Origin of the sequence: Pseudomonas sp. NFACC51, assembly GCF_900103575.1 — a bacterium.
GTDB lineage: Bacteria > Pseudomonadota > Gammaproteobacteria > Pseudomonadales > Pseudomonadaceae > Aquipseudomonas > Aquipseudomonas fluorescens_Q.
In genome coordinates this window covers 73,072-99,252 of record NZ_FMXH01000018.1, presented here as the reverse complement: position 1 = coordinate 99,252, position 26,181 = coordinate 73,072, and the positions used below count along the sequence as shown (strand labels likewise).

The 26,181-nt window shown below is 55.6% G+C and carries 31 protein-coding genes and 2 pseudogenes; 8 read left to right on the top strand and 25 right to left on the bottom strand.

The genetic code is table 11. The annotated features are described in order from the left end of the window. Nucleotides 1–122: 122 nt before the first annotated feature. The 5 genes from BLT00_RS27135 to BLT00_RS27115 form a co-directional block, all read right to left on the bottom strand. Nucleotides 123–746, bottom strand: a complete 624-nt coding sequence (locus tag BLT00_RS27135; protein WP_092147351.1) for an SMI1/KNR4 family protein — start codon at nucleotides 744–746, stop codon at nucleotides 123–125. 97 nt (nucleotides 747–843) lie between these two features. Beyond that, on the bottom strand, nucleotides 844–1,458 hold the full coding sequence (locus BLT00_RS27130; protein ID WP_092147481.1) for an alpha/beta fold hydrolase: 615 nt from the start codon (nucleotides 1,456–1,458) through the stop codon (nucleotides 844–846). Between the two features lie 81 nt (nucleotides 1,459–1,539). Next, nucleotides 1,540–2,355, bottom strand: a complete 816-nt coding sequence (locus BLT00_RS27125; RefSeq protein WP_092147348.1) for a suppressor of fused domain protein — start codon at nucleotides 2,353–2,355, stop codon at nucleotides 1,540–1,542. Further along, a complete protein-coding gene (locus BLT00_RS27120; protein ID WP_092147345.1) occupies nucleotides 2,352–3,449 on the bottom strand; it encodes a sterol desaturase family protein in 1,098 nt (365 codons plus the stop codon). The genes BLT00_RS27125 and BLT00_RS27120 overlap by 4 nt, the downstream gene beginning before the upstream one ends. 65 nt (nucleotides 3,450–3,514) lie before the next feature. Continuing rightward, complete coding sequence (locus BLT00_RS27115; RefSeq protein WP_092147342.1) at nucleotides 3,515–4,036, bottom strand: GNAT family N-acetyltransferase; 522 nt, start codon at nucleotides 4,034–4,036, stop codon at nucleotides 3,515–3,517. Between the two features lie 101 nt (nucleotides 4,037–4,137). Here BLT00_RS27115 and BLT00_RS27110 point away from each other — a divergent pair, with 101 nt between their 5' ends. After that, entirely contained in the window at nucleotides 4,138–4,698 is a 561-nt protein-coding gene (locus tag BLT00_RS27110) for a nucleotidyltransferase family protein (protein ID WP_092147478.1), read from the top strand. A gap of 185 nt (nucleotides 4,699–4,883) precedes the next feature. Here BLT00_RS27110 and dapF read toward each other — a convergent pair whose 3' ends face one another. Genes dapF through BLT00_RS27095 form a run of 3 tightly spaced genes read right to left on the bottom strand, consistent with a single transcriptional unit; the run spans nucleotide 4,884 to nucleotide 6,870 of the window. Beyond that, nucleotides 4,884–5,687 carry a diaminopimelate epimerase gene (dapF, locus tag BLT00_RS27105; protein ID WP_092147339.1) on the bottom strand — a complete coding sequence of 268 codons (804 nt, stop codon included), beginning with the start codon at nucleotides 5,685–5,687 and terminating at the stop codon, nucleotides 4,884–4,886. Then, entirely contained in the window at nucleotides 5,678–6,043 is a 366-nt protein-coding gene (locus tag BLT00_RS27100; protein WP_092147336.1) for a VOC family protein, read from the bottom strand. Before BLT00_RS27100 ends, dapF begins: the two co-directional genes overlap by 10 nt. 20 nt (nucleotides 6,044–6,063) lie before the next feature. Beyond that, nucleotides 6,064–6,870: a helix-turn-helix domain-containing protein gene (locus BLT00_RS27095; RefSeq protein WP_092147476.1), complete on the bottom strand. Its 807-nt coding sequence runs from the start codon at nucleotides 6,868–6,870 to the stop codon at nucleotides 6,064–6,066. A gap of 117 nt (nucleotides 6,871–6,987) precedes the next feature. Between BLT00_RS27095 and BLT00_RS27090 the strand changes: the two genes are divergently transcribed. Beyond that, nucleotides 6,988–7,317, top strand: coding sequence for a DUF2834 domain-containing protein (locus tag BLT00_RS27090; protein WP_092147334.1), 330 nt, complete (start codon nucleotides 6,988–6,990; stop codon nucleotides 7,315–7,317). Here BLT00_RS27090 and BLT00_RS27085 read toward each other — a convergent pair. The 10 genes from BLT00_RS27085 to BLT00_RS27040 form a co-directional block, all read right to left on the bottom strand. Next, nucleotides 7,310–7,711: a PaaI family thioesterase gene (locus BLT00_RS27085; RefSeq protein ID WP_092147332.1), complete on the bottom strand. Its 402-nt coding sequence runs from the start codon at nucleotides 7,709–7,711 to the stop codon at nucleotides 7,310–7,312. The genes BLT00_RS27090 and BLT00_RS27085 overlap by 8 nt on opposite strands. A gap of 94 nt (nucleotides 7,712–7,805) precedes the next feature. Continuing rightward, nucleotides 7,806–8,369: a GNAT family N-acetyltransferase gene (locus tag BLT00_RS27080; RefSeq protein WP_092147329.1), complete on the bottom strand. Its 564-nt coding sequence runs from the start codon at nucleotides 8,367–8,369 to the stop codon at nucleotides 7,806–7,808. Nucleotides 8,370–8,418: 49 nt separating this feature from the next. Further along, nucleotides 8,419–9,000 carry a hypothetical protein gene (locus BLT00_RS27075; RefSeq protein ID WP_063324972.1) on the bottom strand — a complete coding sequence of 194 codons (582 nt, stop codon included), beginning with the start codon at nucleotides 8,998–9,000 and terminating at the stop codon, nucleotides 8,419–8,421. Nucleotides 9,001–9,181: 181 nt separating this feature from the next. Continuing rightward, on the bottom strand, nucleotides 9,182–9,820 hold the full coding sequence (locus BLT00_RS27070; protein ID WP_092147325.1) for a helix-turn-helix domain-containing protein: 639 nt from the start codon (nucleotides 9,818–9,820) through the stop codon (nucleotides 9,182–9,184). A gap of 4 nt (nucleotides 9,821–9,824) precedes the next feature. Further along, nucleotides 9,825–10,136, bottom strand: coding sequence for a type II toxin-antitoxin system RelE family toxin (locus BLT00_RS27065; protein ID WP_063324970.1), 312 nt, complete (start codon nucleotides 10,134–10,136; stop codon nucleotides 9,825–9,827). Beyond that, nucleotides 10,126–10,413 (bottom strand): type II toxin-antitoxin system Phd/YefM family antitoxin, encoded by a 288-nt coding sequence (locus BLT00_RS27060; RefSeq protein WP_063324969.1) that lies wholly within the window; start codon nucleotides 10,411–10,413, stop codon nucleotides 10,126–10,128. Before BLT00_RS27060 ends, BLT00_RS27065 begins: the two co-directional genes overlap by 11 nt. A gap of 144 nt (nucleotides 10,414–10,557) precedes the next feature. Next, on the bottom strand, nucleotides 10,558–11,514 hold the full coding sequence (locus tag BLT00_RS27055) for a 2-hydroxyacid dehydrogenase (protein WP_092147322.1): 957 nt from the start codon (nucleotides 11,512–11,514) through the stop codon (nucleotides 10,558–10,560). A 194-nt stretch (nucleotides 11,515–11,708) separates the two neighbouring features. Then, nucleotides 11,709–12,467 carry an SDR family oxidoreductase gene (locus BLT00_RS27050; protein ID WP_063324967.1) on the bottom strand — a complete coding sequence of 253 codons (759 nt, stop codon included), beginning with the start codon at nucleotides 12,465–12,467 and terminating at the stop codon, nucleotides 11,709–11,711. A 21-nt stretch (nucleotides 12,468–12,488) separates the two neighbouring features. Beyond that, the gene (locus tag BLT00_RS27045) at nucleotides 12,489–13,187 is read right to left on the bottom strand and encodes a fumarylacetoacetate hydrolase family protein (RefSeq protein WP_092147319.1); all 699 of its coding nucleotides are present in this window, start codon (nucleotides 13,185–13,187) and stop codon (nucleotides 12,489–12,491) included. 102 nt (nucleotides 13,188–13,289) lie between these two features. Then, nucleotides 13,290–14,621: an MFS transporter gene (locus tag BLT00_RS27040; RefSeq protein ID WP_092147316.1), complete on the bottom strand. Its 1,332-nt coding sequence runs from the start codon at nucleotides 14,619–14,621 to the stop codon at nucleotides 13,290–13,292. A gap of 564 nt (nucleotides 14,622–15,185) precedes the next feature. On the opposite strand from BLT00_RS27040, the gene BLT00_RS27035 reads away from it, so the two are divergent. Continuing rightward, complete coding sequence (locus tag BLT00_RS27035) at nucleotides 15,186–16,118, top strand: helix-turn-helix transcriptional regulator (RefSeq protein WP_092147312.1); 933 nt, start codon at nucleotides 15,186–15,188, stop codon at nucleotides 16,116–16,118. 74 nt (nucleotides 16,119–16,192) lie between these two features. On the opposite strand, the gene BLT00_RS27030 is transcribed toward BLT00_RS27035, so the two are convergent. Both BLT00_RS27030 and BLT00_RS31965 read right to left on the bottom strand, forming a co-directional pair. Beyond that, nucleotides 16,193–16,822, bottom strand: coding sequence for a hypothetical protein (locus BLT00_RS27030; protein ID WP_092147309.1), 630 nt, complete (start codon nucleotides 16,820–16,822; stop codon nucleotides 16,193–16,195). 151 nt (nucleotides 16,823–16,973) lie between these two features. Continuing rightward, entirely contained in the window at nucleotides 16,974–17,138 is a 165-nt protein-coding gene (locus BLT00_RS31965) for a hypothetical protein (RefSeq protein ID WP_158265823.1), read from the bottom strand. Between BLT00_RS31965 and BLT00_RS27025 the strand changes: the two are divergent. Continuing rightward, nucleotides 17,103–17,381 (top strand): annotated as a pseudogene (locus tag BLT00_RS27025) (GNAT family N-acetyltransferase); the annotation flags it as partial. The gene BLT00_RS31965 and the pseudogene BLT00_RS27025 overlap by 36 nt on opposite strands. Before the next feature lie 13 nt (nucleotides 17,382–17,394). On the opposite strand, the gene BLT00_RS27020 reads toward BLT00_RS27025, so the two are convergent. The 3 genes from BLT00_RS27020 to BLT00_RS27010 form a co-directional block, all read right to left on the bottom strand. Next, nucleotides 17,395–17,622: an integrase gene (locus BLT00_RS27020; protein WP_003204158.1), complete on the bottom strand. Its 228-nt coding sequence runs from the start codon at nucleotides 17,620–17,622 to the stop codon at nucleotides 17,395–17,397. 140 nt (nucleotides 17,623–17,762) lie between these two features. Continuing rightward, nucleotides 17,763–18,245 carry a nuclear transport factor 2 family protein gene (locus BLT00_RS27015; protein ID WP_092147473.1) on the bottom strand — a complete coding sequence of 161 codons (483 nt, stop codon included), beginning with the start codon at nucleotides 18,243–18,245 and terminating at the stop codon, nucleotides 17,763–17,765. A 258-nt stretch (nucleotides 18,246–18,503) separates the two neighbouring features. Beyond that, nucleotides 18,504–19,703, bottom strand: coding sequence for an MFS transporter (locus BLT00_RS27010; protein ID WP_063324961.1), 1,200 nt, complete (start codon nucleotides 19,701–19,703; stop codon nucleotides 18,504–18,506). A 1,064-nt stretch (nucleotides 19,704–20,767) separates the two neighbouring features. Between BLT00_RS27010 and BLT00_RS27005 the strand changes: the two genes are divergently transcribed. Next, a complete protein-coding gene (locus BLT00_RS27005) occupies nucleotides 20,768–22,111 on the top strand; it encodes an ATP-binding protein (RefSeq protein WP_158265824.1) in 1,344 nt (447 codons plus the stop codon). A gap of 17 nt (nucleotides 22,112–22,128) precedes the next feature. Here BLT00_RS27005 and umuC read toward each other — a convergent pair whose 3' ends face one another. Both umuC and BLT00_RS26995 read right to left on the bottom strand, forming a co-directional pair. Then, nucleotides 22,129–23,406 carry a translesion error-prone DNA polymerase V subunit UmuC gene (gene umuC / locus BLT00_RS27000; RefSeq protein ID WP_092147303.1) on the bottom strand — a complete coding sequence of 426 codons (1,278 nt, stop codon included), beginning with the start codon at nucleotides 23,404–23,406 and terminating at the stop codon, nucleotides 22,129–22,131. After that, nucleotides 23,399–23,825, bottom strand: a pseudogene (locus tag BLT00_RS26995) (LexA family protein). Before BLT00_RS26995 ends, umuC begins: the two are co-directional and overlap by 8 nt. A 298-nt stretch (nucleotides 23,826–24,123) precedes the next feature. On the opposite strand from BLT00_RS26995, the gene BLT00_RS26990 reads away from it, so the two are divergent. The 3 genes from BLT00_RS26990 (at nucleotide 24,124) to BLT00_RS26980 (ending at nucleotide 26,123) form a co-directional block, all read left to right on the top strand. Further along, complete coding sequence (locus BLT00_RS26990; RefSeq protein WP_092147300.1) at nucleotides 24,124–24,630, top strand: DUF2513 domain-containing protein; 507 nt, start codon at nucleotides 24,124–24,126, stop codon at nucleotides 24,628–24,630. A 112-nt stretch (nucleotides 24,631–24,742) separates the two neighbouring features. After that, nucleotides 24,743–25,657 (top strand): endonuclease/exonuclease/phosphatase family protein, encoded by a 915-nt coding sequence (locus BLT00_RS26985; protein ID WP_092147297.1) that lies wholly within the window; start codon nucleotides 24,743–24,745, stop codon nucleotides 25,655–25,657. Nucleotide 25,658: 1 nt separating this feature from the next. Next, complete coding sequence (locus tag BLT00_RS26980) at nucleotides 25,659–26,123, top strand: hypothetical protein (protein WP_092147294.1); 465 nt, start codon at nucleotides 25,659–25,661, stop codon at nucleotides 26,121–26,123. Nucleotides 26,124–26,181 lie beyond the last annotated feature (58 nt).

Here is a 26,181-nt window from a genome sequence, read left to right as displayed (position 1 = left end):
TTTTTTCAAATAATGACTGACCGCTTTTGTCCGAAAGCGGTCAGTCATGACCGGCTGCTTTCGATCCAAAAGGGACCTACTGTATACACCCATAAAAGCGAAATTCACCCACCACTCAGCCTTCAAATCAACCGATCCACAACCCTCGCATTCCACAATTCCCGATACCGCTCCCGCCAGCCCGGACTCCCCTTATCCAACCACTCCAACGTCGCCTCGATACTCTCAGGGCTGATCATGAAGTGATTGATATGCTCCTGAATCCGCTCTTCCGATAAATGCAGCGAATCCAGATAGCCATTGAAAGAATCCGCCAGCACCACGTACTCATCGCCCTGCTGGCGGCGCCCAGTCCAGGCAGGTAAGCCCGCCACCATCGCCGCCACGTCCTGGCGCCCTTCCCGCAGGTCCAGCAGCAAGATACTCGCGCCGCCGTCGCGACCGATCGGCAGCAATCCCGCTGCTGGGAAGCCGGGCTGCGCACGCAGTTGCTCCAGTTCGAAGGGGTTGGATTCATACTCTTCGTCCGGGTCCAGCCCGTACAGTGAAAAACTCAGTAGCTCCTCGTCGCCATTGGCCAGGGTCGCCAGCACATCGTATTCCACGTAGGCGCCGTTGCAGGTCTTGAGGAATTGGCGATAGTCGTCCGGCAAGCGGGCACCCAGGCGGGCTTCCAGTTGCGCGATGGCGCGGTCGGTGGCGCCTTCACGGGTATCTTCGAGGATGAGTCCGCGGTAGTCAGTCATTGTTGTCTCGAAAAGGTATTGGGGCCCTAGAGGTCTTGAAACACACCGCGTCGCACAATCAGTCCGACGCATCGATAACAAGCGGCAAGTGCTGCGCTTACTCGCTGGCCAGATGTCTCTCGATCAGCCTCGCTGCCTCATCTGCGTGAGTAAAGCCCAGGCTGTGATCGGCGCCAGGGAAAACGTGCAGTTCAGCGCGGGGCAACAGTTGGGCAAGGTACTGGCCGACGCGAACGGGGCTGATCGGATCAGCGTCGCCCCAGAGCAGCAGGACCGGCATGCGCAACTCGACCAAGCGGGATGTGAGGTCGGTGCGGTCGTCGAGAAACCAACTCGGCAGTGTCGAGTTGGCCGCCGCAAAATCCGGGCGCCAGTCGTATGCGCCCAGCGCCGACATGTCCACCCCGCCCGAGGTGACGGTCAGCACCAGGTGGGTGATCAGCTCAGGGCGTTCAAGTGCTGCGAGCACCGCGACGATACCGCCCATGGATTGCGCCACAAGCGCTGTGGGTTGGTCGATCTCGGCCAGCACACGCGCCACCAGGTCACTCATGCCGGTCACGCCAGGCATGGGCGGTGTGTCTCCAAAGCCGGGCCAGCCGATATGAACTGGCTGCGCCAGGTGGGCCAAGCGCTCAGCCACCGGATGCCAGAATTGGGTGTTGCCTGAGGCGCCGGGCAAGAAGATGAGTTTGGCGGGGGATGCGGTCACGGGTTCGTCCTTGAAAATGGGATTGAAAGAGTCAGCAGGAGGCCAAAGGGATACCGCCAGGTTCAATGACCGGCTCCAGCCTCACACCACACTCGCCCGATGCAGTCTGCTCATATGCCCAATGCCCGCCGCCTTCAAACGACTCACCAGATCCTCCCGCGCCGATCGCCCTCCCGAACGCACGTATTCCAGCTCCGCCGCCGTAATCAATACCACCGGCACCAATCTGACCGGAGACAAGGGCATGTCATCCAGTTGGGTAGGAAAATCCGGTGCCGGGGCGCCGAGCAGAACGCCGGTGGAGTCGTCATCGGTCACGAAGAGCTTGGGCAGTTGATCGCTCATGTGATGGGATTGGCTCAGCCCGGGAAGCTCAAGGGATAGCGCCCCGTGCTGGTCGAGTTGATGGGTGATGCCGCCCGCGTCGGCCACCGTTTTGGCAACGTGCTCCAACAGCTCGAATGCCCAACTGCGCTTGAAAGGATCGACCTCCCCCACGGGGCCATAGGCGTGCTCGGGGATATCCGCGGTTTCGACGAACAATTCCATCTCGAAGCCGTTGCCCATTCCTTCCGTATCATCGAATGGATCGGACAGGCCTTCAGTGGCGAGGATGATCGCGTCGCCACGGCGCACCACGCGGTAGGCCTGGCGGGTCGAAGGCCAGTACGGGCCGCCGGAAAAGGTCGGGCTGATCAGGTAGGCAAGGACATCCCGCTCGACCGTGCCGACAGCGCTCCAATGACGATCCAGGCACGCTGCGCCAGCTTCCCGGACGGCCAGATTGGCGGCCTCAGCCTCGGTCAGGTCGCCAAGCTCATGGGGTTGCGGTGCAGGCTGGTCGTCTTGGGTTTCAGGCGCTTTCGATGAACCGAAGAACTTCTTGAAAAAATTCATGGGCGTTCCTTGCTGGTTTTTCGCTGAGCCTCATCTGTGTCAGCACTCGCTGATCCAAGGGCAGGCGTTGGGCGCATTGTGGCGTGTTGGCGTTGATATGAAAACGCGGGTAGGCACTTGCGGGCAGTTTCAACGAAAGGCGTGACAATCAGGCTATACACCGTCAGGTAACGCGCGTGGTCCTGTTCTCCGGTGCCGAAACGCAAGTGCTCGGGCTGCGAGCGGGTGACATAGAGCGTGCCGAACATCCAGTCCCACAGCGACAGGTTGACGCCGAAATTGCGATTGAAATGGCGCGGTGCATCGCTGTGGTGGATCTGGTGCTGGGCCGGACTGTTCAGCACATGTTCCAGCACCGGGCCAAAGGACAACCAGACATGGGTGTGACGCAAGTTGGCCGCCAGGCTATTGAAGATGAACACCAGGTACGTCACACCGAACAACGTGTAGCGGCTGATCTCACCACCACAGACATACCAGAAGCCGCCCGCGAAGAGGCCCATGCAGGCGGTGATGCCGAGCTTCTCGACGATCTTTTCCACAAAATGCACCCGACTGGCCGTAGCCGGCACCAGCACTGGCGCCGAGTGATGCACCTTGTGAAACGCCCAGAGCCAGCGCGAATGAAACGCCCGGTGCGCCCAGTAGTGGACGAAATCCTTCACCAGGAACACCCCCAGCCCATAGAGCAAGGCGAGCGAAAGATTCTCCCCCAGACGCGGACGCGCGCCCCAGAGGTTGCTGAAAAAAGCCAGGTAATCCCCGGAGCGCAGAATGTACGGATCAACCAGATGAACAATGGGCAACACCAAGGCAATCTTGAGAATCGCCCGGACGAAGTAGTAGCGATAGTCCAGCAGTGCCGAACGGTGCAGATGCACCTGATTGCCGCCAATGAATTGCCAGAACGAACGGGCATCGGTCAGGCCGCGGTGTTTTCTGAAACGGAACAGGCCATAGGCAGCACCGTAAGAGGCGCAGAGAAACAGGACCCCGAGGCGGCCGTTCAGGTTGAAAATGCCGAGGAACTGCTGGGTGACGGGCTCGATTACCCATGCGCCCAGGTGTTGATAGACAAGGGAAAACGCATCCACGAACGGCCGCTCTCTGTCGAAGGAACGGCATTGTAAATCAGTCGCGTTGGGATGGGCTTGGGTTTTCAGGCATTTTCTGGGAGACCGCTCAAAAGAACCCAGGGGCGGCCCGATCTAACACGACGCATATGGATGAGTGCGGTTCTACGATTATCTGGAGAAACTCGCTCTTCGACAGCAAAGGGCAAAAAGCCCAGCTTTGGATAAAGCAGCAAGCCCGCCGTATTTTCATTGAAACACGATACCTGCACCTCAGTGGCGTCATAGCGGTCGAACGCCAAGGCCGTCATCGTTTCCACAAGAAAACTGGCAACGCCTTTGCCTCGCGCCTCTTGGGCAACGATGACATTGCCGATACAGCAAACCCCATCTTTTTCGGCCCGATAGAAGTTAGCAAAACCAACGACACGGTTCCCAGCCTCGATGACCGTCGAATCGAATCGTTGGGCGATAGCCTCAGCCAACTGAGCCTCAGTCAGAGGGTATTGGGCTTTCGGGAACATATGGAACAGTTCCCGAGCGTCCTGTGCAAAGTTACAGAGGGTCTTGATGTCATCAGCCATCACTGGCCTGCTTTGCAATATCATTGGGCGTCCTTGAGATCTATGTACTGGGTGCCTTGGCTCACCTGATTTTGCTCAAACATCTGTCGGGGCGCCAGGACCGGACCGATTCCAAAAGGATGAATATGACATTGACGGTCGAACGTTTGGTCAGGATAGCAATGGCCAATCCAATCAACGCGCAAATCACCTCGCGCTTGCCTTCACTCGGGTTGAATCAATGCATGCTCACCGCTGGCTGCCTGTTCCAAGCCGTCTGGAATCATCAGTCACAACGGCCACCGGCCTGGGGCGTGAAGGATTACGACATTTTTTACTTCGACCCTGATCTGTCTTGGGAAGCCGAGAACGAAGTCATCAACGCCGCCCAGCGTGTCTTCCAGGACCTCGACGTCAACATCGAGATCAAGAACCAGGCTCGCGTCCATCTTTGGTACGGTCGGCGGTTTGGCAAGCCTTATCCTCAACTTCAGTCGGCCAGGGATGGCATTGATCGTTACTTGGTTGCCGGTACGTGTATTGGACTGGATGTTGAGACCGGTGAGGTCTATGCGCCCTATGGCCTGGACGACGTCGAGCAAGGTGTTCTTCGTATCAATCCAAAGAACCCCCAGCCCGATTTGTTCGATGAGAAGGCGAAAAGTTATCAGGCTCGCTGGCCGTGGCTCAGGATTATGGAGAAATGATGCAAACCGCCATAATCCTGTGGCGAGGGAGCTTGCTCCCGCTGGGCGGCGAAGCCGCCCCCAAACGGTCTTCCAGACAAACGGCATCAACCAGTCTACGACGGCTACGCCGTCGAGCGGGAGCAAGCTCCCTCGCCACGGAACGTGTTGCAAATCCCTGCTCCAGGATTGAAACACCTACCGACTCAGCCCTGACTCATCATCCCCGAAAAACTCACTTCCACCGGCCCGATAAGAAAGACCGCGCCCACGCCGTCCCATTGAACCGTCACGCTTCCACCATCACATTCAACCTCAACGCGCGGGTCCAACAAACCACGACGAATCCCATTGACAACCGCGCCACACGAGCAAGATCCCGAACCCAGCGCAATACCCGCCCCGCGTTCCCAGATGCGCAAGCGAATATGCGTGCGATCAATGATCTGGACGAAATGAACGTTGGTCTTGAGTGGGAACAGCGCGTTGGTTTCAATGGCTGGGCCGATGGTCGCGATATCAACGGTTGCCAGATCATCGACAAAATAGGTGCAGTGCGGATTTCCCATGCTGCACGCGGCTGGAGCGCCGGCAAGTGGCAACACAGCGGTGTCCAGCTCTTGGGCCAAAGGAACGTCCGACCAGTGGAAAAGCGGCACACCCATGTCGACGGAAATGTCGCCGGTTGGGGTACGCTCGCACGTCAGCAGGCCTCGGTTAGTGCGCAGCGCTACCGAAGCAACATTTGCTTCGCGCATCAGCATAGCCGCCGCACCCCGCGTCGCACTGCCACAAACGTCCAGCGCGGAGCCATCCGCGTTCCAGAACATCACGCGGGCATCGGCATCGTCGCAATCGAGCAACACCGCGAGTTGGTTGAAGCCCACACCCCGGTTCCGATCCCCCATTCGCTGGGCCATGGCACTCGTCACCGGGTTGGCCGAATGTCGCGAATCGACGATAACGAAATCATCGCCATTGGCATGCATCTTTTGAAAGTTCAGCGGCATGCAAACGCCCTGCTGGAGATGGAAATCGAATTACCGTCAGGGTCTTTGGCGTTGGCGAAAGAGTAACCGTCCGCCCTGTGCGTAGCGCCAAACCTCAGGCCTTGGGCCAGGCACTTGGCCTTGAAACCCTCGACGTCCTGAAGATCAAAGACAAGCTTTACCGTGACTTGCCCTGTTTTAACGGCCTTACCTGCCGGGTGAACCATCAGGATCGCGCCACCGTTTGCAGGGCTCAATTCGGTGACGCGGTCATCGGTTTTTCGTTGACTGGTAAAACCGAAATGACGCTCATAAAAATCGCAGGTCGCTTGAACGTCCCGGACATACAACATGATTCGATTGAGTGACGGCTGCATGGGTTCTTCCTTGATCATTATTAGTGTTGTGCCTGCTCATATGCCTTAGTCATCACCTCCCAGGTCTTCGCGTCGGCAGGAATCAGATGTTCGATACGCAATGAGCTCATGGTGATGTCGAGCGGCATGCCGAAGGTTGTGAACGTTGACATGAACTTCAGCTCACCGTGGGGAGAGTCGACTCGCGTCAGCAACAGCGGAGGCAGCTCGTTAACCAGCGCCGCAGAGCTGTGTGGGGCCGGCAGACTCTTCAGAATCTCAGCCAACGCGGGATTACTCAAGGCTTCCCGAGACGCCCGTTGCCAGGCCACTAATCTTATTTCCTCGGCGTTACTCAAATGATCGCCCAAGCCACCGGGTTGCAGCAGTGTCACCAAGAGGTTGAGCCCATCAGGCGCATCCCTGGCAAGACCCACCAGATCGAACAGAACACCCGCGCTGGTGTTGGCTGCAAGGATGTCCCATTGGGGACCCAGAACAATCGCCGGAGCGGGGTTATTGGCGTGAAGTACATGATTAATGGCATCACGTACCACTTCCATTGACGACGACGTGAGCGGCGTCGTTTCGTAGCGAGGGGCATAACCACTGGCGATGAAGATGTCGTTGCATCGCTCCAAAGGTACATCCAGGGCAGTCAACAAGTTATGCAGAGTGCCAGGGCTTGGCTTGGCGCGCCCCGTCTCGATGCAACTAAGGTGACGCTGAGATAACCCTGTTATCAGTGCACAGTCCAACTGACTCAGCCCGGCCTGTTGGCGCAAGTGACGCAGTTGCGCACCGGCCGAGGTTGGTGGCGTTGTTCGAGAAAAAGGTCGACTGGTCATCCGTTGACTCTGGCATTGCGGGTGAGTGGCGTCCATGACCTCAGAGGTCATTGAAACCATGACGGTCAAATCACTAGCCTACCTCTATTGCCCCATGAACGAGTCCAAGGAGGTAAAGTGAAAAGACCCTACGTTGCACTTGTCGCGCTCCTGCTTTTTTCAATTTACACGGCGAGTACTGTGTTTCTCGCCGAGCAATCGCTCCTGGAATTCGGCGTCAGGCTCATGTCCAGCCCGGACACCGCGCAGGTAGTCATCGACCTTTATCTGCTCGCTAGCATGGCGTGCATCTGGATGTACCGGGACACACGTTCGAAAGGCAGGTCGCTCACCTCGTTGCTGCCTTACTTCCTGATCACGGCGATCTTCGTATCAATCGGTCCGCTGTTGTACATCGTCGTTAACGGATTTGGACGTCAATCGCCAGTTCAGCCTCCACCTAGCTGAGCACCAGAAAAGATGCACTGGCTCGAACCACGCGCTCCTCTCCAGCGCTGATATAGGTATTGGCAAACACCAATCGACTACCGGTTTTTTGAATATCTACGGCAGCCTCCAACCAATCGCCGATCTTAGCGGAGCCAGCGAAATCAGTAGTCATCGTGGTCGTCACGAGCTTAAGAGGCGGATCTTTCGAGAACGCAGCGCTGTAGCCCAGCGCGATATCAGCCAGCGCCATGAACAATCCTCCGTGAGCGATTCCACGCGCATTGGTGTGTTTCTCCTCCACCCGAATCCCAACGGTAAAACCTTCGGAGTTTTCCCGATAATAAAAGGGACCAAGTAAGTCAAGAAAAGGGCTGCTACGAAATAACGGCCTGAAACCCTGTGGAATATCCATTTCACATTCCTTTATCCGTTAACCCGACAGATAGATCCTGACGACGACCGTGTTGAATTGTCGTTTACAGGCGACTTGACCCATTTGACTCTGCTCAATTCGATCCCAACGCGGACTTTTTCTCAAGCCAATTCTCACGCGTTATTTCCCAGATATCCTTAAGCAACGACCCACAGACAAACTCCCCCTGCTGCGTCCCGATCAGGCGCATGCCTTCATGCTCCGAAACTTTGCGCGAAGCCTCGTTGCCCACCGCCTTGGGCACTTGCATGACGGGGCGTTCAAGGTTTTCAAACCAATAGGCATTGATCGCTTCACAGGCCTCGCGCATGTAGCCCTTTCCCTGCCATTGCGGCGCCAGCCAGAAACCACGGTTGTTGCCGGGCTGGTCGTACAGGCTGATGCTGCCGATGCTCTGTGTCGGTTCTTCGGCAATGCGGATCATCCAGTGCCACTCGCGCCCGGCTGCAATAGCCGGGAGCGCATGGTCGCGCACGTACGTCAGCGCGCCGTCATCCGGGTAAGGCCAGGGCACGCGGCTGTCCAGGTAACGGACCACTTCCCAATGGGGAAATAGCCGTTGGATCGCCGGTGCATCCGTCAGCTCAAGGGGTGTGAGGATGAGGCGGCGGGTTTGGAACGTGGGGATGGGGCTCATGATGAAACTCCTTTTTCAACGTTATGGCGTCCTTGGAAAACCCTCCATGCTAAAAGTTATCCGTCGCCCTGCAGAGTTTGCTGTCCTTCAAGAATGAACGGGGAAGTTGTGTCGTTGCCGCAGGCAGTTGCTTGAGCCTCACCTCACACTCATAACGCCCCGCAGCATCCAGCTGGTAATCCTCCCCTGCCTTAGGGACAAAGCTGAACATGTTGTAGCATTGAGCACCGATGTAATGAAAGGCAATGGGCTGCCCGGCAGGCACCAGCAGCTCAGTCATGACCGTGGAAGACGAGTGTTTGTCGTCATCCGGCATGCCCAGGCTTTCGCCGTTGCGATTGGCGTAGCCATCGCGGAACGCCACCATGACGCCCGCGCCCGGCAGGCGGAAGTCCACGCAATCGGACTTGGGTACAGCCCTGACCATGCCATCGCTGATCACCCGCAAGCGGGCGGTCTCACCACCATCAGGCGTTGAGTAGGGAGTGGAAAAAGAGCGGACGTCCGATAGCGCTCCGCAGCCGGTGAGCAGGGTCAGTAAGGTGAGGCTCCAGGTATATCGCAGGACGCGGGACGTAATGCGCGGGCAAATGTCAGTTCGGGAGTTGAGGGGGTGCGGCGATTGGCTCACGATGATGCTCCATGCGGGTCAGATATCCAGGGCCAACGACGGTCGAGAAGAACGCGATGCCAGCGCGGGATTTTATAGAGGGTTCGGGGATTGGCTGCAATGGCCGAGGTATCGAAACGCGTGTCATCCTGAACTTCCGTGAATCGACAACCAATCCTGCCCCTTTCAGCAGATGATTGCCCTATCCCTTGTCCGGCTCTTTGGCTGTCTTTCTATGGCCCTTCGAAGTCACCACGTTGTACTCACCGACACCGGCCTCTTCCACTGAACATGCGATCGGAGAGCCCTCGTGCAAAACGTAATGGCCTGAAGCGCTAACGGAAAGAGGAACAGTTTCGATATGAGCCGCCACCTTTGCTGAGGTCGCGGTCAAGAAAGCACTCGGCTCCATCGCAAACCGCTCCGCCAGCGCATACGCCATCTTGTGGCTGATAGGCCTATCGCCATTGAGCACTTTGGATACCGCCGTTTTATCACCGATTTCAGGGAGGTCCGAACCGGTGAGCCCGAGCGTCTCCATCAGATCCTTGATCAATTGCACAGGCGTGCAGGTCGCCTCAAAAGCGGCATTCGACTCGCGAAACTGTTCGGAGTCGCGCTGGTAGGCCAGGATTTCCTCCTCGAGCTCAACGAGAATTTTCGCCTCAGTCTTGCTCAGTTCGCGTCCGTCGGTGAGCGCATCGAGCAGGTCGGTCGCACGCTCATAATCGGCAGGGGTCTTGATGCCATGCACAAACTCACCGCGCAGGCGATCCAGTACCGCATGTAGCTCGCCAAGCGTTGCGATCACGGTTTGAAAGTCGTTCCGGGCTGCGCTCATCGTCTTACCCCTTTGTTTCTTGCATACCAGCCCGGCTCCTGGCCGAATCGTAAACGTTGCCGCGCTCCCGTTTGCCAATCGCTACCACCAGAATGACAATCCGCTCTTCCTCAATGCGGTACACCAGTCGATACCCAGCCCCACGCAACTTGATCTTGTAGCAATCCTTCATTCCATGAAGCGCATCGGCTGGCACTCGCGGGTTGCTCTGCCGGGACTGGAGTTTTTTCAGAAGCTGCAGACGGATGGCACCGTCCAGTTTTCTAAGCTCCTTGAGGGCCTTCGGATCCCACTCGACATCATAATCAACGCCCATTGACGATATCAGCCTCAGCCTCGCCAATGAGCTCATCAAGGGACATCCGAACAGGTGTTTCGTTGGCCTCGATGCGTGCCTTTACCACTTGCGCCAGTTCCAGCTCCTCCAAGCGATCAACCATCGCCTCGTAGACACTTGCCGGGACCATGTAGCCCATAACACGGTTATGGTTCAACACGGCCACTGGCGCGCCGTTGGCGCCGCTCAGGACGGATGAGGGGTTCTTTTTGAGTTCGGATACGCTGACGGCCACATCAGCCAAAATGATTTGCATGGAGGCGGCTCTCGCTTAAATAGGTCGTTATTTTGGTCTTTATTGGCTGATCGAGCAAGCACAGCCGTTGCACACCTGAGACCTATCTTCCGCCCCGTAGCTCACATTCATCGATTTGGCCCGCGAAGCCGCAACTCTTGCGCCTCACCCCGTCACACACCCCTGCGGCACCTTCCCAGCAAAACTATCCACCAGACTCGCCACCACCATCTCCCCCATCCGCGTGCGGGTCTGCAACGTCGCGCTCGCCCGGTGGGGTTGCAGCACCACCTGCTCATTGCCAAACAATGCCTCAGGCACATGCGGCTCATCGACAAACACATCCAGCGCCGCACCGGCGATTTCACCAGCGGTCAGCGCCGCCACCAGGTCGACCTCGTTGACCAGTTTGCCTCGCGCCACGTTGATCAGATACCCGCCCTGGCCCAAGGCACGCAGCACCTCGGCATCGATGATGGCTTCAGCCTTGTCCGCGGCGGCCGCGAGGATCAGGGCGTCGCTGTCGCGGGCCAGTTGCTTGAGGTCGGCGACGAACGTGTGGTTCACGTCACTCATGGGTTGCAGGTCGGTGTAGCTGATCGGGCAACCGAACGCGGCGGCGCGGGTAGCCACGGCGCGACCGACCCGGCCCATGCCGACGATGCCGATGCGCATGCCGGACACCTGCCGGGCCAATGGCAGCGGGGACAATGGCGTCGGGCTGTGAGGCCATTGGCCGGAGCGCACGTAACGGTCACCGGTGCATAGCCCGCGACACACGGCAATCAATAGGCCAATCGCCAGGTCGGCGACATCTTCGGTCAGCGCGCCGATGGTGGCCGTCACGCGGATTTCGCGATCCCTGGCGTAGGCCAGGTCCACGGCATCGGTGCCCACGCCGTTGACCGCCACCACTTCCAGCTTGGGCAGTTGGGCCATGAGCGCCTGGCTGATGCCGGTATGCCCTCCGGTGATCACACCGCGAATATTGGCACCGTGTTCTTGCAGATAGGCTTGTTTGTCGGCCTGTTCGAAATAGCGCCGCACCGTGAACAGCTCGTTGAGCCGGGCGTTGATTTCAGGGATCAGGATCGGGCTGAGTTGCAAGACTTCTGGCTTCATGTAGACCTCGTATCGAAATAGGAAAAACTAACTCAAGCGCAATCAAGGCTTGCTCGAATCAGTGTGTGGCGAGGGAGCTCGCTCCCGCTTGAGTGCGAAGCGCTCATAAAAAGAACGGGGGCCGCTACGCAGCCCTGCGGGAGCAAGCTCCCTCGCCACGAATGCACACCTTCGAAACTGAACGGCACGCAGGCTCAACCGCGGCCGGCAAATGGCATGGCCGTGGCCATGACGGTCATGTTCAGGACGTTGGCCGACAACGGCAGGCCGGCGATGTAGCGCACCGCATCGGCGACATGCTTGACGTCCACCATCGGCTCCACCGCGATGCTGCCGTTGGCCTGGCGCACGCCCTTGGTCATGCGCACGGACATCTCAGTGAGGGCGTTGCCGATGTCGATCTGGCTGCAGGCGATGTTGTATTCACGTCCGTCCAGGGCCAGGGATTTGGTCAACCCCAGCACCGCGTGTTTGCTGGCAGTGTAGGCGCTGCTGAACGGTCGTGGGGTGTGGGCCGAGATCGAACCGTTGTTGATGATCCGTCCACCCTGGGGCTGTTGCCGGCGCATCAGGCCGAAGGCACCACGGGCACACAGGAAAACGCCGTTGAGGTTGGTGTCGATCACGTTTCGCCACTGCTCGAACGTCAGCTCATCCAGCGGCACGGCGGGCGCATTGACGCCAGCGTTGTTGAACACGACGTCCAGGCGTCCGTAGACCTCGGCGATGGTTGCAAACAGCCCATCGACACTGACCGGGTCGCGTACATCAGTGGGCACCGCCAAGGCTTCGCGCCCCTGGCTGGCCGCCAACTCGGCCAATGCCTGCAAGGGCTCTGGCCGACGACCGGCCAACACCAGTGTGTAGCCGTCTTCCATCAGGCCCAGGGCCACCGCTCGGCCAATCCCGCTGCCGGCGCCAGTCACCAAAGCCACTTTCAATGCGTTGGACATGTGGGTTCTCCTTTCTCGAATTCAGTAAGACAAACGCGGACCGACGCGCATTTCCAATTCGCCAATACCGTCGATGCCAGCCGTGACGACATCACCCGGCTGCAGCACATCGACGCCTGCCGGGCTGCCGGTCATGATCAGATCACCGGCCCGCAGCGCCACCGATTGGGAGATGCGGGCGATCACTTCACTGACCGACCAGATCTGGCTGTCGAGGCTGTCGCGCTGACGCTCCTGGCCGTTTACGTTCAGCCACAACTCGCCATCGGGGTGCCCCGCCCGGGAGACCGGCACGATGGCGGTCATTGGCGCGGCGCCGTCAAACACCTTGGCGCCCTCCCACGGCAAACCGTTACGCTTGGCCTCGCGCTGGACATCACGCCGGGTCAGATCCAGACCCGCCGCGTAGCCCCACACATAAGCCAACGCCTGGCTCTCAGGGATGTTGGCGCCGCCCTCACCGATGGCCACGACCAATTCGATTTCGTGGGCGAACTCCTCGGTCACCGATGGAAACGTCACCTCACCCGCCGCTTCCACCACGCAACTGGCTGGCTTCATGAAGAACACCGGTGGCACTCGGGATTCACCCTGGGTATCAGGCCAGGGGTAGTTGCGACCAACGCAAAAGACCCGGCCGACGGGAAAACGCTGTGGGGTGCCGACAACCGACAAGGTCACTGGCAGGTCCGGGGTAAAGACATACTCGGGCATGTTCATCCTGATAAAAGTCCTGTTGGAAGGGTCAGCGTACGGCGGCAATCCTTGGCGAAGTTGGAGGAATGCCGCCTCGTGTTGGAGAAAAACAGCTTTTTTCCGGGCTCAACGCGCCTTGAGTTCAATGCGATACAAGCGGCCGAGCAGCAGCGAATAGGACAAGGTGCCGATCAGCGCCACGCCGCCGATGAACCAGAAGGCCAAGGCGAATGAGCCGGTCTTGTGGACGATTGCGCCAATCACGATGGGGGTGACAATCCCGCCGATGTTGGCCGCCAGGCTAGTGATCCCGCCGGTCAGCCCGATCAGTTCCTTGGGCGCCACTTCCGACACCGCCGCCCACGAGGACGAAGCGATGCCCTGGGCGAAAAAGGCAATCGTCAGTACGGCGATGCAGATCACGTTCGAATCGGTGAAATTCACCAGGACGATGGACATGCCCAGCATCGACCCGACCACCAACGGCAACTTGCGGGCGAAGGACAGCGAGTAGCCGCGACGGATCAGCAGGTCGGAGACGATCCCGGCGAGCAGGATGCCCACCGTCGCGCCCACGAACGGCAGCACGGCGAAGACCCCGGCCTTGATCATGGTCAGCTGACGCTCTTCGATCAGGTACGTGGGGAACCAGGTGAGAAAGAAGTACAGCGCCGAGGTGCTGGCGAACTTGCCGATGCAAATCGCCCAGACCTGCCGATAGCTGAACAGCTCGGCGATCTGCCGCCAGTTGAAGCGGGTGCGCTCCTGGCTACTCTTGACCAGCCCTCCCCCGGCTTCGATGTACTTGAGTTCTTCCTTGCTGACTTTCTTGCAGTTCATCGGGTCGCGATACAAGAACAGCCAGGCCACACCGAAGACGATACCAAGTGCGCCGGTGCTGTAGAACACATGGCGCCAGTCATAAGTGGTGGCCAGCCAGAGCAGTGCACCGGTAAACAGCGCCGTGCCCAAGTACTGGCCGCAGACGTAAATGCTGCTGGCCAAGCCCCGTTCACGCGCCGGGAACCACACCGTGACCGCCCGGCTGTTGGCCGGAAACGCCGGCGCTTCCATCGCGCCGACGGCCAGGCGCAGACCGAACAGCGAAGCGAAGCCCGTGGCCAAGCCCTGGCACACGGTGACGGTCGACCAACTGATCAGCGACACCCCGTAGGTGAACCGGGAACCGAAGCGATCGGCGATGAAGCCGGCCGGCACCAGTGCGATCGCGTAAGTCCAGGCAAACGCCGAAAAAATCAGGCCCATCTCGATCTTGTCCAGGCCCAGGTCCTTGGCGAGGAACGGCGCGGCAATCGAGATATTCACACGGTCGATGTAGTTGATGATCGTCGCGATCAGCAGCAACGACAGCATGAACCAACGCCGCCGCGACGGCAGACGCTCTGGTACTGCGGCGTCCCGGGCGCTGGCAATTTGGGAGGTATGAGAGTTCGACATGGTGGACCTCGTTATTGTTAGAAGCGTCGAAATGTTTACGAGCAGCCGAAATCAATGCCCTCGATGCCGGGGCAGAACAATCGCTACAGGAATGAGAAGCGCGAACAGCCGGTGTCAGGTGTTCAAAGAGGCCTTGCAACAGGAACTGTCGCAGGAGCAATCGGGAGGGTCGGCGTGAAGCAGGAACAGGTTCATGATGTGCGCACCTTTTGATTGTTTTTGGATGGAGAGACGGGTTGCGTGGCTCAACAGTGGTCGTACAACCATTCAAAATCAACTGAGCTGTTAGATCATTTTTCCCGTTTAAAACCGCATCAAAGGAACCTGTCCAAAAAAATCAGATGGGTGCTTTTTTTCATAATCTTTCTAAAATCAACCTAAACGTTTGTTTTTAAAACACAAATTATGAAAATAAAATTTATCGTTTTTGGACAAGCGCCCTCCATTTTCAAGAGACAGAAAATTCACACCAACAGCCTCGTCATCGTATGACTCCTTGAAAATCATCAAGATGCACAGTCACAATCGTCATCACCGTCATGCACCGCAAAGGATTCCCAGGAGATGTCATCACCGAGCCGAGTCCCCACCTACGTCATGCAGCAACGCAGCGAATTGACGGATTTCTACATCCGCGACAAAAAGGGTCGGCGCGCCGAAACCAGCCCGCACCGCCACGAATACTTCCAGATCCAGATCAACCTTGGCGGCGATACCCTGCAACACATTGGCAACGTCGAACGTCCGTTTCCGCGCAACACCCTGGCCTTCATCCTGCCCCACCGCGTGCATGTGATTCCGCACCCGGCCGAGAGCAACTTCATGGTGATCAATTTTTCCCAGACGTTCCTGCTGCCGCATCTGCAGTGCGACCCGATGGACCTGGAAGAGGTCTCGATTCTGCTGGCGCCGGAACTGTCACCGTTCCGCTTCCAGGAACACTTGGACTTCATTCTGGGGGAGGAGGATTTCGCCAAAGCCTGCGCGCTGATCGAGCAGATGCGTGGCCTGGACCAGAACCGTCAGTTCGGCACCCGCGAGATGCTCAAGGGCTTGTTGCTGCAACTGATCGGCAGCGTCTGCGCCTTGTACGCCGAGCCGCTCAAGCGCTTGGCTGAAGAGAACGCCGCCGAAGTCAGCCGACGCGATGCGCTGGGCCGGATGTCCGAGTACTTGCGCAAGAACATCGCCGACCCCGACCTCAACCTGATCAAGGTGGCCGCGGCAACTTACCTGTCACCGACGTACCTGACCCACTGGCTGCGCAAGGAAATCGGCAAGACCTTCACCGAACTGGTACTCGAACGCCGGATGCATGCGGCGCGCAATTACTTGCTCAATGGAACACGGCCAGTGGGCGAAGTGGCGAGGTTGTGCGGCTTTGCCGACGAGGCCTATTTTTCCAGGCGTTTTCGCCAGATACATGGACAGCCGCCGGGGCAGTTCAGGCGACAGCAGTTGAATCCGGACAGTCCGCAATTGGCATTGAATACGTGATGAGTCTGTCGGCTATGGAAAAACGGCTCGTTCAGTCAACGAGCCGTTTTTATGCCAACTATTCCAGGCTGCGCCTAACCTGGAATGTGCGTGTTGATGCCGTCGAACCTCTTGTATTTCCAGCTGAATCCGTCTCGCTGCACAGGCGCGAAACTTTTAAACCAATCCACCCAATTACTCGCCGACGGCATCCACCAGCCCTTGACGGTATTACCCCAGTGAGCAAGTCCCAGCTCGGAAATCAGATAGTGGCTATGGCTCACACAGTTCTGGTACTGGGTTTTCGCAGTCGGGAGATTGGGCCAGAAAGCATCGTAGGAGGTTTTGGTTTTTTTTAGCTTGGCTTCAAGCTTCCGATACTTTTTCACGAAAGCTTTATTCACACCGATGTAATAGACATAAGTGGTCGCGCTGCCAGTGGCACGAGCCCAGTCGGTGGAGCCAAGAGCCCCTGTATTGAATACCCATCCGTCATCACTGATACCCGTCATGGTGATGTTTCTGCCGTCGATGAGGAAGGTCGTGGCATGCCCATCTTCGACAAGCTTGCCAAGCGTTTTTTTCCAAGAACCAAAACTGAAGGGACTGAAGCCTTTTCCTACACCGCTCCAGGTGAGTATTGAATAACAGATTCCGAAAATCCCTGCTGCTCCGGTGATTGTCTCTAAACCCGCTACCAACTCAGTTCCTTTCTTGTTCGCCATTCCATGACTCCCTGGACACCGTGCAATGAGTATCGATGTGGTCCTGCTGACCAGGAAAGACTAGGACACGGTGGATGATGGCGCCAGGCCATGGATCCAGCGGAGACGAGTGGCCGGACAGTGGAGCGGCAGCCCCTTTCAGAGTAAAGATTTACGCGGCAGGACTTACACGGCGCATCAAATTCATCGCTTCGCTTAAGTCATCCATATGGCCTGTGAACGCGGACTTTTTCTCGCCAAAGCGGCGAATCGGTTTGCATTCTGGATCACCTGACTTGTTCGGGTTGGGTTCGTTGTGGTCAAGCCTTTCAGCCATGAACTCTTGCTTGACCACTTGTATATAAGGCCCTGCGCGCAAGGATCAGGAATAGGCGCTGCTGTTCTCGATCATATTTTCAAGGAAGCGGATGCGGCCGCGCTCCCGCTCAGAGTGGGTGCCCTTAAAGAAAGCGCGTCAAATCGCTTTTACATCCGCCATGGCTTCCAATTCGTCGAAAGCAGCGAGTTCGACAATTATTATGTTCGGCAGAGCGCTTGCACGACGGGCCCGGCTAGCTAGCCAATCGACACAGTCACCGCAGAATCAACACCGCGGCCACCGCAATCACGGCCACCACGCCAAAGACCATCCGCGCGATCCACGGCGCGGTGAGCCAGACGCCGGTCACCCCGGCAATCTGTCCCACGTTCTTCTCAGTCAGACGGAAACTCGGCTCCCGGAAAGGATTGCCGCAATGTGGGCAGGCGTAGGCCTTGTCGGAAATTCTGGAGGCGCATTCAGGGCAATCGATCAGACTCATTGTGCGACCTCAGGGAGAGACGAACTTGGGGTACTGACAAAGACCACGCATTTCCGGTTTTTGTTCTGAATCGAGTAAACCTTTTGGAGAGCACGCCACGGAAAAGCGAACTGCTTCACAGCCAACAAGATAGCCCAGCACTACTGTGGGGGTTTTACGCGCTGGATAAGATCGTTCAGCACGTAGGTGTCCAGGAAGGCTGTGACTTCAATAATCTGACCATTCTTGAAGGTCATGTGCCACAGGTAGGTGTTGTTGTAGGGCTTGTGATCAAGCGCCGTGGCTGTTCCGTTCCACAGCACAACCACGACATCATTCTGAGCAACGATGCTCTGCACCGTGGGGACAATTGGTGTTGCCAGTCGCGCGGTAATCGGCCGCACGACTTGGGCCAGCTCAGCCTTACTGTTATAGACACCGGAAACAGGACTCGTCCCGGCCACGGTCCATTTCGCATTGGGCGCCAGCAGATCGAACGCCGTGCCTTTGCCCTGCTGCCAGTTAATGAACGCCTGGCGGACCAGCGTCGCATTCGCGTGCTGGGTGTTTTCCGAAGCCCAGACGTTGTTCGTAAACAATATTAAAGACAGTGCAAGCGCCTGGACGCGCCAAGCAAAATTTATCCATCGGGTCATGATGTTCTCTCACAGCCATGCAGTTGATAAGACGCTCTTCCAAGAGGACCTTAACGGCATGTGCCCAGAAACCTTTGCCCGATACTGCTGTGAGGTTGCCTGATGCTGTCCGGTGGCGAGGCTCCACGGGCAGCCGTCCATCAAACAATTTGCCGTGCCTTTCTGCCTTCAGTCTTCGCGACCTTCTTGCCCCAGTGCTCAATCTCCCCGCCCACCGGAAGCTATCGCACGCCTGAGGAGAATTTTTCATTCAGAGAAGGCTGGTTTCCAGAACCGCCCGGCCAGCCAGCGACTGACGCTCAAGGCCCAGGCAAGCAGAGCGATCAATCCGACACTAAGCAGCATCCCATTCACGCCCGTGCTGCTGATGAGCTTGCCGGCGATAAAGGGAAACCCGAATACGCCAATGAAGTAGGACAGGCTGAAAAGCAGCAGCGCTTGTGCGGTCAGCCCAGGTGGCGCCTCGTTGGCAGCCAGGCCATTGATGACTGAATAGTTGAGACCGTAACCGACCCCAAGCAAGGCGGCGGTCACCCCATAACTCAGACTGTCATGGACCCACACACCGAACCCTGTCACGGCGACCAACATCAACGTGGTCAACAGGCAAGAAGTCGCGAGAGGGTCACGGCTGACCACCCACCCGGCAATCAACAACCGACAAGCGATAGCCGCCCCCATGAAGCCGACGAAAAACAGGGAGTAATCAAGGCCCTGACTGGCGGCATAACTGGTCTGGAAACTGCCCAGGCCGCCAAAGATCGCGCCGCCCAGCCCCACCATCAAAATGGACAACGCCGAACGTGAGCGCAGCACATCCGTCGCCGATCTCAGCCCCATCCGAGCCTTATCGCCAGAGCGGCGCTCCACTTCGGCAAAGCCCGTTCTCAGCCACCAAAAATACAGCCCACCCAACAATGCTGCTGCGGCGGCAAAGAAGAAAGCCGTCTGTATGGGGAGCCCAACGGAGCTGGCCAACTTGCCTGAAAGAGGGCCACTACCGATCCCCGTCAACATGCTGCCCGACAAAAGCGCGAAGCAATGAGTCCGCCTGGATGGCTCGACCATCGCTGCGACCATGATGGGCCCAACCGTGTAAAACAGTCCCCAGCCGATCCCCAGCATCAAACCGCAGGCCAACAAACCGATACCAAGGTCCGATAGCAGCGCAAACCCCATGGACGCAATGACCAGAAACACAGCGCCAAGTGCCACGCACAGTGCAGCGCCTACGCGCTGCATCAAATGCCCCGAGGCGACCACCGCGACCAGAGTACTCGTCATGGCAACGGCAAAGACTTGCCCTGCATCGCGCTCAGTTCCCCCCAGGGAGGACACCAGCAGGGAGATCAGGAAAGTGGCGCCATAAGAAATGGACAGAAGGAAACTGGCTACGCAAAACAGGCCAAATCGATTGGAGGGCCTGCCGTTGGAGAGCGGTGGCATCGGAGTTTTCCCACGCGTTGAACAGGCCGTTTTGTAGCACGGCTACATGGGGGGATAGTCATTTGGGTGGCGGAGTCAAGGTTAGGAAATTCACACCTTTTGCACTGCCGGCGTATCACCTGGGGGCCCATTGCCCCTATCGTCTTTTTTTCAGACGGCAGAAACCACAAAACCCCTGGTTTTCTTGGGAAACCAGGGGTTTTGTGTGTATCGAATTTGGCGGTGAAGGAGAGATTCGAAAGCACCCGATTGCGATTTTCGCGATGTCACCCCCCGGTTTATAAGGGTTTCAGGGCGATAGTTAGCGCGCAAGCGTTCCCATGGCAGTCCCATGGAATCCGTGCGACAACAGGAAGCGAGCTGCCATATAGGGCTTTATGCGTTTTTTGGGAACGGCGTCGGAAATGAGCCATTTTGGTAACTCAATTCTCTGGTCTACCTGAGAGCTAGATTTCACGGGCCTGTATAGGACTGGTGCAAGGTGGTTTTCAAGCAGTGTGGAAGTAAGGCAATTACCTTTCAAGAAAGTGATTTTTATTTTTACTATATTCCTATAAATCAATAAGTTATGAACATAACACCTCTCTCCTTACTCAAAATTACATCCCGAGATCATCCAGCAAAGCCAATGAATACGGGGGGATTGTCGATGCGATAGCTTCCGAATTACCACCTTACTTTTTCCGACTGCGTTCCTGCGTCTGATGGTGAATCGCTCTCGGCGACAAGCCACGTCTTGGGGGACTCATCGGGCGTCCCTACCCTTCGCAGGGATTCGCAGGCTTTTTGCTCTCCACGATCATCACGGCAACCCCCAGCCTTGATTCCGCTCAACAATGTGCAGGAATGCAGAATAAAAGACCTATTTAGACCGGAGGCGTGGTGGGGGGATGACAGCGCGCGCCAAAACCGCGCGTCAAGAGGCTACGAAGGCGAGAAGCCTCATTGCAATATACGCGACCCAACAAGGGAATTTGGTTCTGAGAAAATTATTCTCATCGACTACCATGTCGCCTTGTAGTATTTTCCGCGCCAAGAAATCAATCAGATGTAGGATCAAGGGCATGGATGAGCTACCCACCGTTTATCAAATTTTTACTCCGGCGACTCCTGCCAACTTAGCCTTTATTGAACGCGATGACATCAATACCAACTTAGTCAATGCTTTACGAACCCCTGGCAAACAACTCGTCATCTATGGTCACTCCGGCTCTGGAAAATCCACGATAATAAACAAAAAACTAGAACAACTATTTGAAAACCAAATAACCACACGTTGCATGCAGGGAATGAGTTTCGATCAAATTGTTTTAGACGCATTCGATCAGCTTTCGCCATACTACTCTGCTGAAACCTCTAACAAGAACACTTCCACCAAAGGAGCAACTCTGGGCGCGACTTACACTGGAATACAAACCCAAATATCTAGTCTCACCGCTACTGAGCGAGCAGATAAGTCAGCGAGGATTCTGCCGCCACAACTAACCCTTCAGAATCTAGCCCGCTTTATGGGACAGTCTAAGAGTTGTTGGATCTTGGAAGATTTTCATAAGATTGAGGAGGCTGACCGAACCAAGCTCTCACAGGCTATGAAGGTTTTCGTCGATATGGCTACTGAATATCCCGACCTAAAAATTATTGCCATCGGTGCGGTTGACTCTGCAAGACAAGTAGTGATGTATGACAACGAAATGCGTACGCGAGTGGCTGAAATCCATGTTCCCTTAATGGACCTATTGGAACTTCAAGATATAATATTGAAAGGCAGCAAGCTGATGAATCTAAAGTTTGATTCATCCTTGATCTCTACCATTAGCCATTATGCCGCTGGCCTCCCCTCGATTTGCCATACACTGTGCCTAAATATATGCTTGCATTTAGATCTTGAGCAGCCAAGCAAAAAGTTACTACCTATTAGCAAATCAGCTTTACAGCCTGCTATAAAGATGTACTTAGATGGCGCATCCGACACCTTAAAAATGGTTTTTGAAACAAACCTAAAACAAACCAAAGTCAAGAAGTATAATAATGCTGAATTGATTGTTAAGGCCCTATCAGAACTACCTCAGGAAGGGGCAACTCGTGCAGACATCTATAAACACATTACGAGGAATGAGAGAGACTATCCACAAGGAAACCTTACAAAATACCTCAAGCAGATGTGTGAGTCCGCAGTGCCCCCACTAGTTCGATTCAGTGACAGCTCTGGCAAATACGCTTTTATTGACCCTCTTTATCGGGCCTTCGCTACAGCGCTATATTCCAGCGCCCAAGCTTCAGACAATCACCAAACTATTGATTGGAACCTTGCTATAGAGAGCTTTATCAAAAGCTTCACGACAAAAGAGTTAACGAAAAGCATCATTCCACGCGTACAGCATAAAAATTACTTTTCCAATTCACATTGACTATCATTAAATGCAATTTATTTACATGTGACGATCCATAACTGGTTCAGCCTCGTTGTGTAGCTTTGGCTCATCATGTCTCGTCGCATCCCCCAGTCTGGGTTAACGGGCACGCTGGCTGAACGGAGCGTCCCCCTTCCCCATCGCCCATTGATCTGGTCCAGTACCACCATCAACTTCGTGGCGTCGGCTGGTTGGGAGGTGGCAAACAGGTCGTCGGTGTACTCTCCCTGCTGACAGAGATTCATCAACAACACCTCAGCCTTGCTGTACTTGAAGCCTGGCCGGAACACTCGGTCGAGCGCATCCACCGCAGCCTTGGTGAGTAACCGCACATCATCGGTGGGATACGGCAGGTCAATCAGCACGCCGTTGGCATACTTCGCCTCCTCCGGGTTGAACATGCCGGTGCGGATGCTGACGCGGATCTTCTTGCACAACGACTTCTGTCCCCTGAGTTTTTCCGAGGCACGCATCATGTAAGTAGCCACCGCTTCCTTGATCGGTGCGAGTTCCGTGAGCCGCTTGCCGAACATCCGGCTACAACAGATCTCCTGCTTCGGCGGGTCTGGCTCATCCAGCCCCAGGCACGGCGTGCTAGCCAGCTCCCGGGCTGTCTTCTCGATCACCACGCTGAACTTCTTGCGTAGCGTCCACGGGTCGGCCTTCGCTAGGTCCATCGCGGTCCTGATACCCATGGTGCCCAGGTGAAGTTTCATCTTGCGACCGACGCCCCAGACCTCGGACACATCGGTGTTGCGCAGAACCCAGTCACGCCTGAACGGGTCGCAGATATCGACCACACCGCCGGTCTCCACCTGAAGCCGTTTGGCGATGTGGTTTGCCAGCTTTGCCAGGGTTTTGGTGTGGGCGATCCCCACCCCAACCGGAATGCCTGTACAGCGCAGCACCTGGCTGCGGATCTTCCTGCCGAGCGCATCCCGGCCATCAATGCCGGTCATGTCGGCAAAGGCTTCGTCAATGCTGTAGACCTCGACGGCGGGCACCATCGATTCAATGAGCGTCATGACTCGCTCACTCATGTCGCCATAGAGCGCGTAATTCGACGAGAACGGGACGATGCCGTGCTTACGCAGCTTGTGCTTGATCTGGAAATACGGTTCGCCCATCTTTACATAGGGCTTGGCATCGTAACTGCGGGCGATCACGCAGCCATCATTGTTGCTCAGGACCACGATGGGCACGCGGGCCAGGTCGGGTCGAAACACGCGCTCGCAACTGGCATAGAAACTGTAGCAGTCGATCAGAGCGAAAACTGGCTGGGGTTTAGACATGGCTGCGCACGCTGCATGTAATAACGCCCCAGATAACCAGCTCGTCGCCCTCAAGCACGTACCTCGGTGGATACTTTGGGTTCTCCGAAAGGAGAATCACCTCCCTGCCGCGAATGCAAAGCCGCTTGCATGCGGGCTCGTTGTTGAGCAATGCCACGACGATGTGGCCGTGCGCAGGCTCCAGAGCGCGGTCCACCACCCGCAAGATCGCCTTCAAAAATACCAGCGCCCTGCATGCTCTCCCCAGCGATTGAGACCAGGTAGACGTGCGGGGCGCGAATGTTCAGAACCTCATCCAATGAGATGTGCGCTTCGATGTGGTCCGCCGCCGGAGATGGAAACCCGGCGGGCACTCGAAACGAACACAAGGGCAGCTTCAAGCCACCCTCGGCAATAGGGCCTAAAATTGAAAAGCTCATGACGCACGCCTCCAAAATACTGTACGAATATACAGTTATCTTTGTACAACTTTTCAAGTCAATTTGTATAGAAACAATCTGACAAGCGGAACACCATGTGGAGGGGGTTCGTCAGCGCGAGGGATGGCGGTGTTTATGGAGCAGCAGGGCCACAGCTTCCCGATATTCAGCGGTTTCGATGCAATATCAATAAAGTGGTACAACATCGCCCCGACAAGGCCCCGTTGAGGATTTCGAGTGGTTCCCCTGGGTAAGTCGGTAGGAGGTGTTAGGAATCAGGGGCAAGACTTAATCAGCCATGCTAGAACTTGTGCAGACCACGGACAAACGTCTTAGGCTTGGCTCCGCTATCGGAGAAGGCTATGGTGTGGTGGTGCAAAAACGCACCACCTCAAGGAGAGATTGGATGCAACGAGATCCGGAACTGATCCGACTCCTGATGCTAAAGCTGGAAGCTTTGCCGCTACCTGCAATGTCGATTGCCATGATCAACTGTCGAGAGGATCTGCCGGTTGATGGCTACACATCCGATCAGATCATCTATCACGTTGACCAAATATTGATGAACGAATGGATCGACACCGCTGGGGATCGGGGCCTGAATCCTAATGCTCAATTCTCATTTAGGGCGCTGACGCCAGCGGGTCACGATTTCATTGATTCAGTAAGGGACGAGGTCATTTGGAAATTGACTAAAGATGGCGTATCCGCTGCTGGGGGCTTCACGTTAGATACCTTAGCAGCTCTTGGAAAAGCGTTTATTAAAAAACAACTGGAAAAGCTCACTGGATTGGAAATCCCCTGACAGTAGTTAGCGCCCCCTTCGACTTCGTCTTTCCAAATGCGAGCCCAGCGATGACGCTAATCAAGCCCAAAGAAATAATAACAATAAAGACACCAAGCAAGATCATTGAATAATGGCCACTTTATATAACGACTCTGAGGCTCACAAAAGGGTAACCTTTGCTTGGTGGAATACGAGCCTAGCGCCATCTGGCGACAGCAGAAATTGTGAAGAGCTTAGACAAAATGCAATAGAGGTCATTGCTTATTTATTCAAAGTAGCCAAGGTGGATTTTTTGGCACTTGGAGAAACCTCCATCGAAGACCTTGACTCCCTCAGAGAACTAGAAATATTTGAAGAATTAGAATTTCGATACGGAATTTCAAAGGCCGGAAAATCAAAGTTCGACATATGCTACATATCAAACCCCAACAAAATAACAATTTTAAATAGCGAGAATATCACCTATCTAAAAGGAAACAGCACGCTTAAAATCGCCCAAAGAATTGACGTCCTAGAAAATCATAGCGGGACCGTCTTCAATCTTTTTGCTTCACACTGGCCTAGCCGTCTTTGGTGTGATAAAGACCATCCGGACAGGCATACGCTCGGAATTAATCTTCGTCTAGAGGTGGACAAAATTCTTAACGAGAGCCCGAACCCGCCACATATAATATTGCTTGGCGACTACAATGACGAACCATTCGACATTTCGTTAAGCCACCACCTGATGGCAACACGGGACATAGATTTGGTTAACAAACGCAAGCACCTTTTCTACAACCCGTACTGGAGTCAAATGGGACAAGACAACGGCGAGAATAAGAAAAGGGGCGGCAGCTATTTTTATAAAAGCGGCAAAACCACTCAATGGCATACTTTTGACCAAATCATCTACTCTCATGCTTTTGTTTCAGCAAAAAAATGGAGGCTTGCCCAAGACAACGTTCATATCATCGACGTTCCAGGCTTAGCCGAACTAGTGACAAGCACAAAGTCCAAATTCGACCATATACCTGTATGTGGCATTATTGAGAAGGTTAACTAAAATGGCAAATTTTAAAAACTCATTTGACCTAGGCTTAAAGGCAGCTGCCGATACCGCTGAAAAAATCTCGGAAATAAATTCAGTTTTTGAGGAAATGAATGCTCAAATTATGGAAGCGAGTGGCGGAAAAATTGCGATCTCTCGCGAGACCCGGTTTGACACCACTATGGAAACACTGCTTGGCTTGGGTATGTTCTCACAGAAAAAGCTTATTGAAAAAAGCACAACCACTACTTACATTGTTGCAGCGAACCCGCTTTCCACAAAAACAAAAAAAGCCGACATCGGACAAATAGAAATCAATAAAAACGGTTACCCGTGCGAGATAAAATTTGGAAATGATAGATTTGTTTGTGACGATAAGCAGGCATTGGAGCGAATCTTATCTGTGATGCTTGCGGATGCAGACGTAGGAAAAGAGTTTACAAGACTGATCAATCAGCCCACCGAAGACGTTCCGGAGTAACTCGGCTTACAATAAAATTTAAATGGCACTGAACTCAGTGCCATTAGCCTGAGAAAAA

Bases quoted from the DNA above. Each gene is read 5' to 3' on its own strand.
- BLT00_RS27135 (WP_092147351.1), bottom strand. From the start codon at position 746: ATGACTGACTACCGCGGACTCATCCTCGAAGATACCCGTGAAGGCGCC.
- BLT00_RS27125 (WP_092147348.1), bottom strand. From the start codon at position 2,355: ATGAATTTTTTCAAGAAGTTCTTCGGTTCATCGAAAGCGCCTGAAACC.
- BLT00_RS27115 (WP_092147342.1), bottom strand. From the start codon at position 4,036: ATGATATTGCAAAGCAGGCCAGTGATGGCTGATGACATCAAGACCCTC.
- BLT00_RS27110 (WP_092147478.1), top strand. From the start codon at position 4,138: ATGACATTGACGGTCGAACGTTTGGTCAGGATAGCAATGGCCAATCCA.
- dapF (WP_092147339.1), bottom strand. From the start codon at position 5,687: ATGCCGCTGAACTTTCAAAAGATGCATGCCAATGGCGATGATTTCGTT.
- BLT00_RS27100 (WP_092147336.1), bottom strand. From the start codon at position 6,043: ATGCAGCCGTCACTCAATCGAATCATGTTGTATGTCCGGGACGTTCAA.
- BLT00_RS27095 (WP_092147476.1), bottom strand. From the start codon at position 6,870: ATGACCAGTCGACCTTTTTCTCGAACAACGCCACCAACCTCGGCCGGT.
- BLT00_RS27085 (WP_092147332.1), bottom strand. From the start codon at position 7,711: ATGGATATTCCACAGGGTTTCAGGCCGTTATTTCGTAGCAGCCCTTTT.
- BLT00_RS27080 (WP_092147329.1), bottom strand. From the start codon at position 8,369: ATGAGCCCCATCCCCACGTTCCAAACCCGCCGCCTCATCCTCACACCC.
- BLT00_RS27070 (WP_092147325.1), bottom strand. From the start codon at position 9,820: ATGAGCGCAGCCCGGAACGACTTTCAAACCGTGATCGCAACGCTTGGC.
- BLT00_RS27065 (WP_063324970.1), bottom strand. From the start codon at position 10,136: ATGGGCGTTGATTATGATGTCGAGTGGGATCCGAAGGCCCTCAAGGAG.
- BLT00_RS27060 (WP_063324969.1), bottom strand. From the start codon at position 10,413: ATGCAAATCATTTTGGCTGATGTGGCCGTCAGCGTATCCGAACTCAAA.
- BLT00_RS27055 (WP_092147322.1), bottom strand. From the start codon at position 11,514: ATGAAGCCAGAAGTCTTGCAACTCAGCCCGATCCTGATCCCTGAAATC.
- BLT00_RS27050 (WP_063324967.1), bottom strand. From the start codon at position 12,467: ATGTCCAACGCATTGAAAGTGGCTTTGGTGACTGGCGCCGGCAGCGGG.
- BLT00_RS27045 (WP_092147319.1), bottom strand. From the start codon at position 13,187: ATGAACATGCCCGAGTATGTCTTTACCCCGGACCTGCCAGTGACCTTG.
- BLT00_RS27040 (WP_092147316.1), bottom strand. From the start codon at position 14,621: ATGTCGAACTCTCATACCTCCCAAATTGCCAGCGCCCGGGACGCCGCA.
- BLT00_RS27035 (WP_092147312.1), top strand. From the start codon at position 15,186: ATGTCATCACCGAGCCGAGTCCCCACCTACGTCATGCAGCAACGCAGC.
- BLT00_RS27030 (WP_092147309.1), bottom strand. From the start codon at position 16,822: ATGGCGAACAAGAAAGGAACTGAGTTGGTAGCGGGTTTAGAGACAATC.
- BLT00_RS31965 (WP_158265823.1), bottom strand. From the start codon at position 17,138: ATGGCTGAAAGGCTTGACCACAACGAACCCAACCCGAACAAGTCAGGT.
- BLT00_RS27020 (WP_003204158.1), bottom strand. From the start codon at position 17,622: ATGAGTCTGATCGATTGCCCTGAATGCGCCTCCAGAATTTCCGACAAG.
- BLT00_RS27010 (WP_063324961.1), bottom strand. From the start codon at position 19,703: ATGCCACCGCTCTCCAACGGCAGGCCCTCCAATCGATTTGGCCTGTTT.
- BLT00_RS27005 (WP_158265824.1), top strand. From the start codon at position 20,768: ATGGATGAGCTACCCACCGTTTATCAAATTTTTACTCCGGCGACTCCT.
- umuC (WP_092147303.1), bottom strand. From the start codon at position 23,406: ATGTCTAAACCCCAGCCAGTTTTCGCTCTGATCGACTGCTACAGTTTC.
- BLT00_RS26990 (WP_092147300.1), top strand. From the start codon at position 24,124: ATGCTAGAACTTGTGCAGACCACGGACAAACGTCTTAGGCTTGGCTCC.
- BLT00_RS26985 (WP_092147297.1), top strand. From the start codon at position 24,743: ATGGCCACTTTATATAACGACTCTGAGGCTCACAAAAGGGTAACCTTT.
- BLT00_RS26980 (WP_092147294.1), top strand. From the start codon at position 25,659: ATGGCAAATTTTAAAAACTCATTTGACCTAGGCTTAAAGGCAGCTGCC.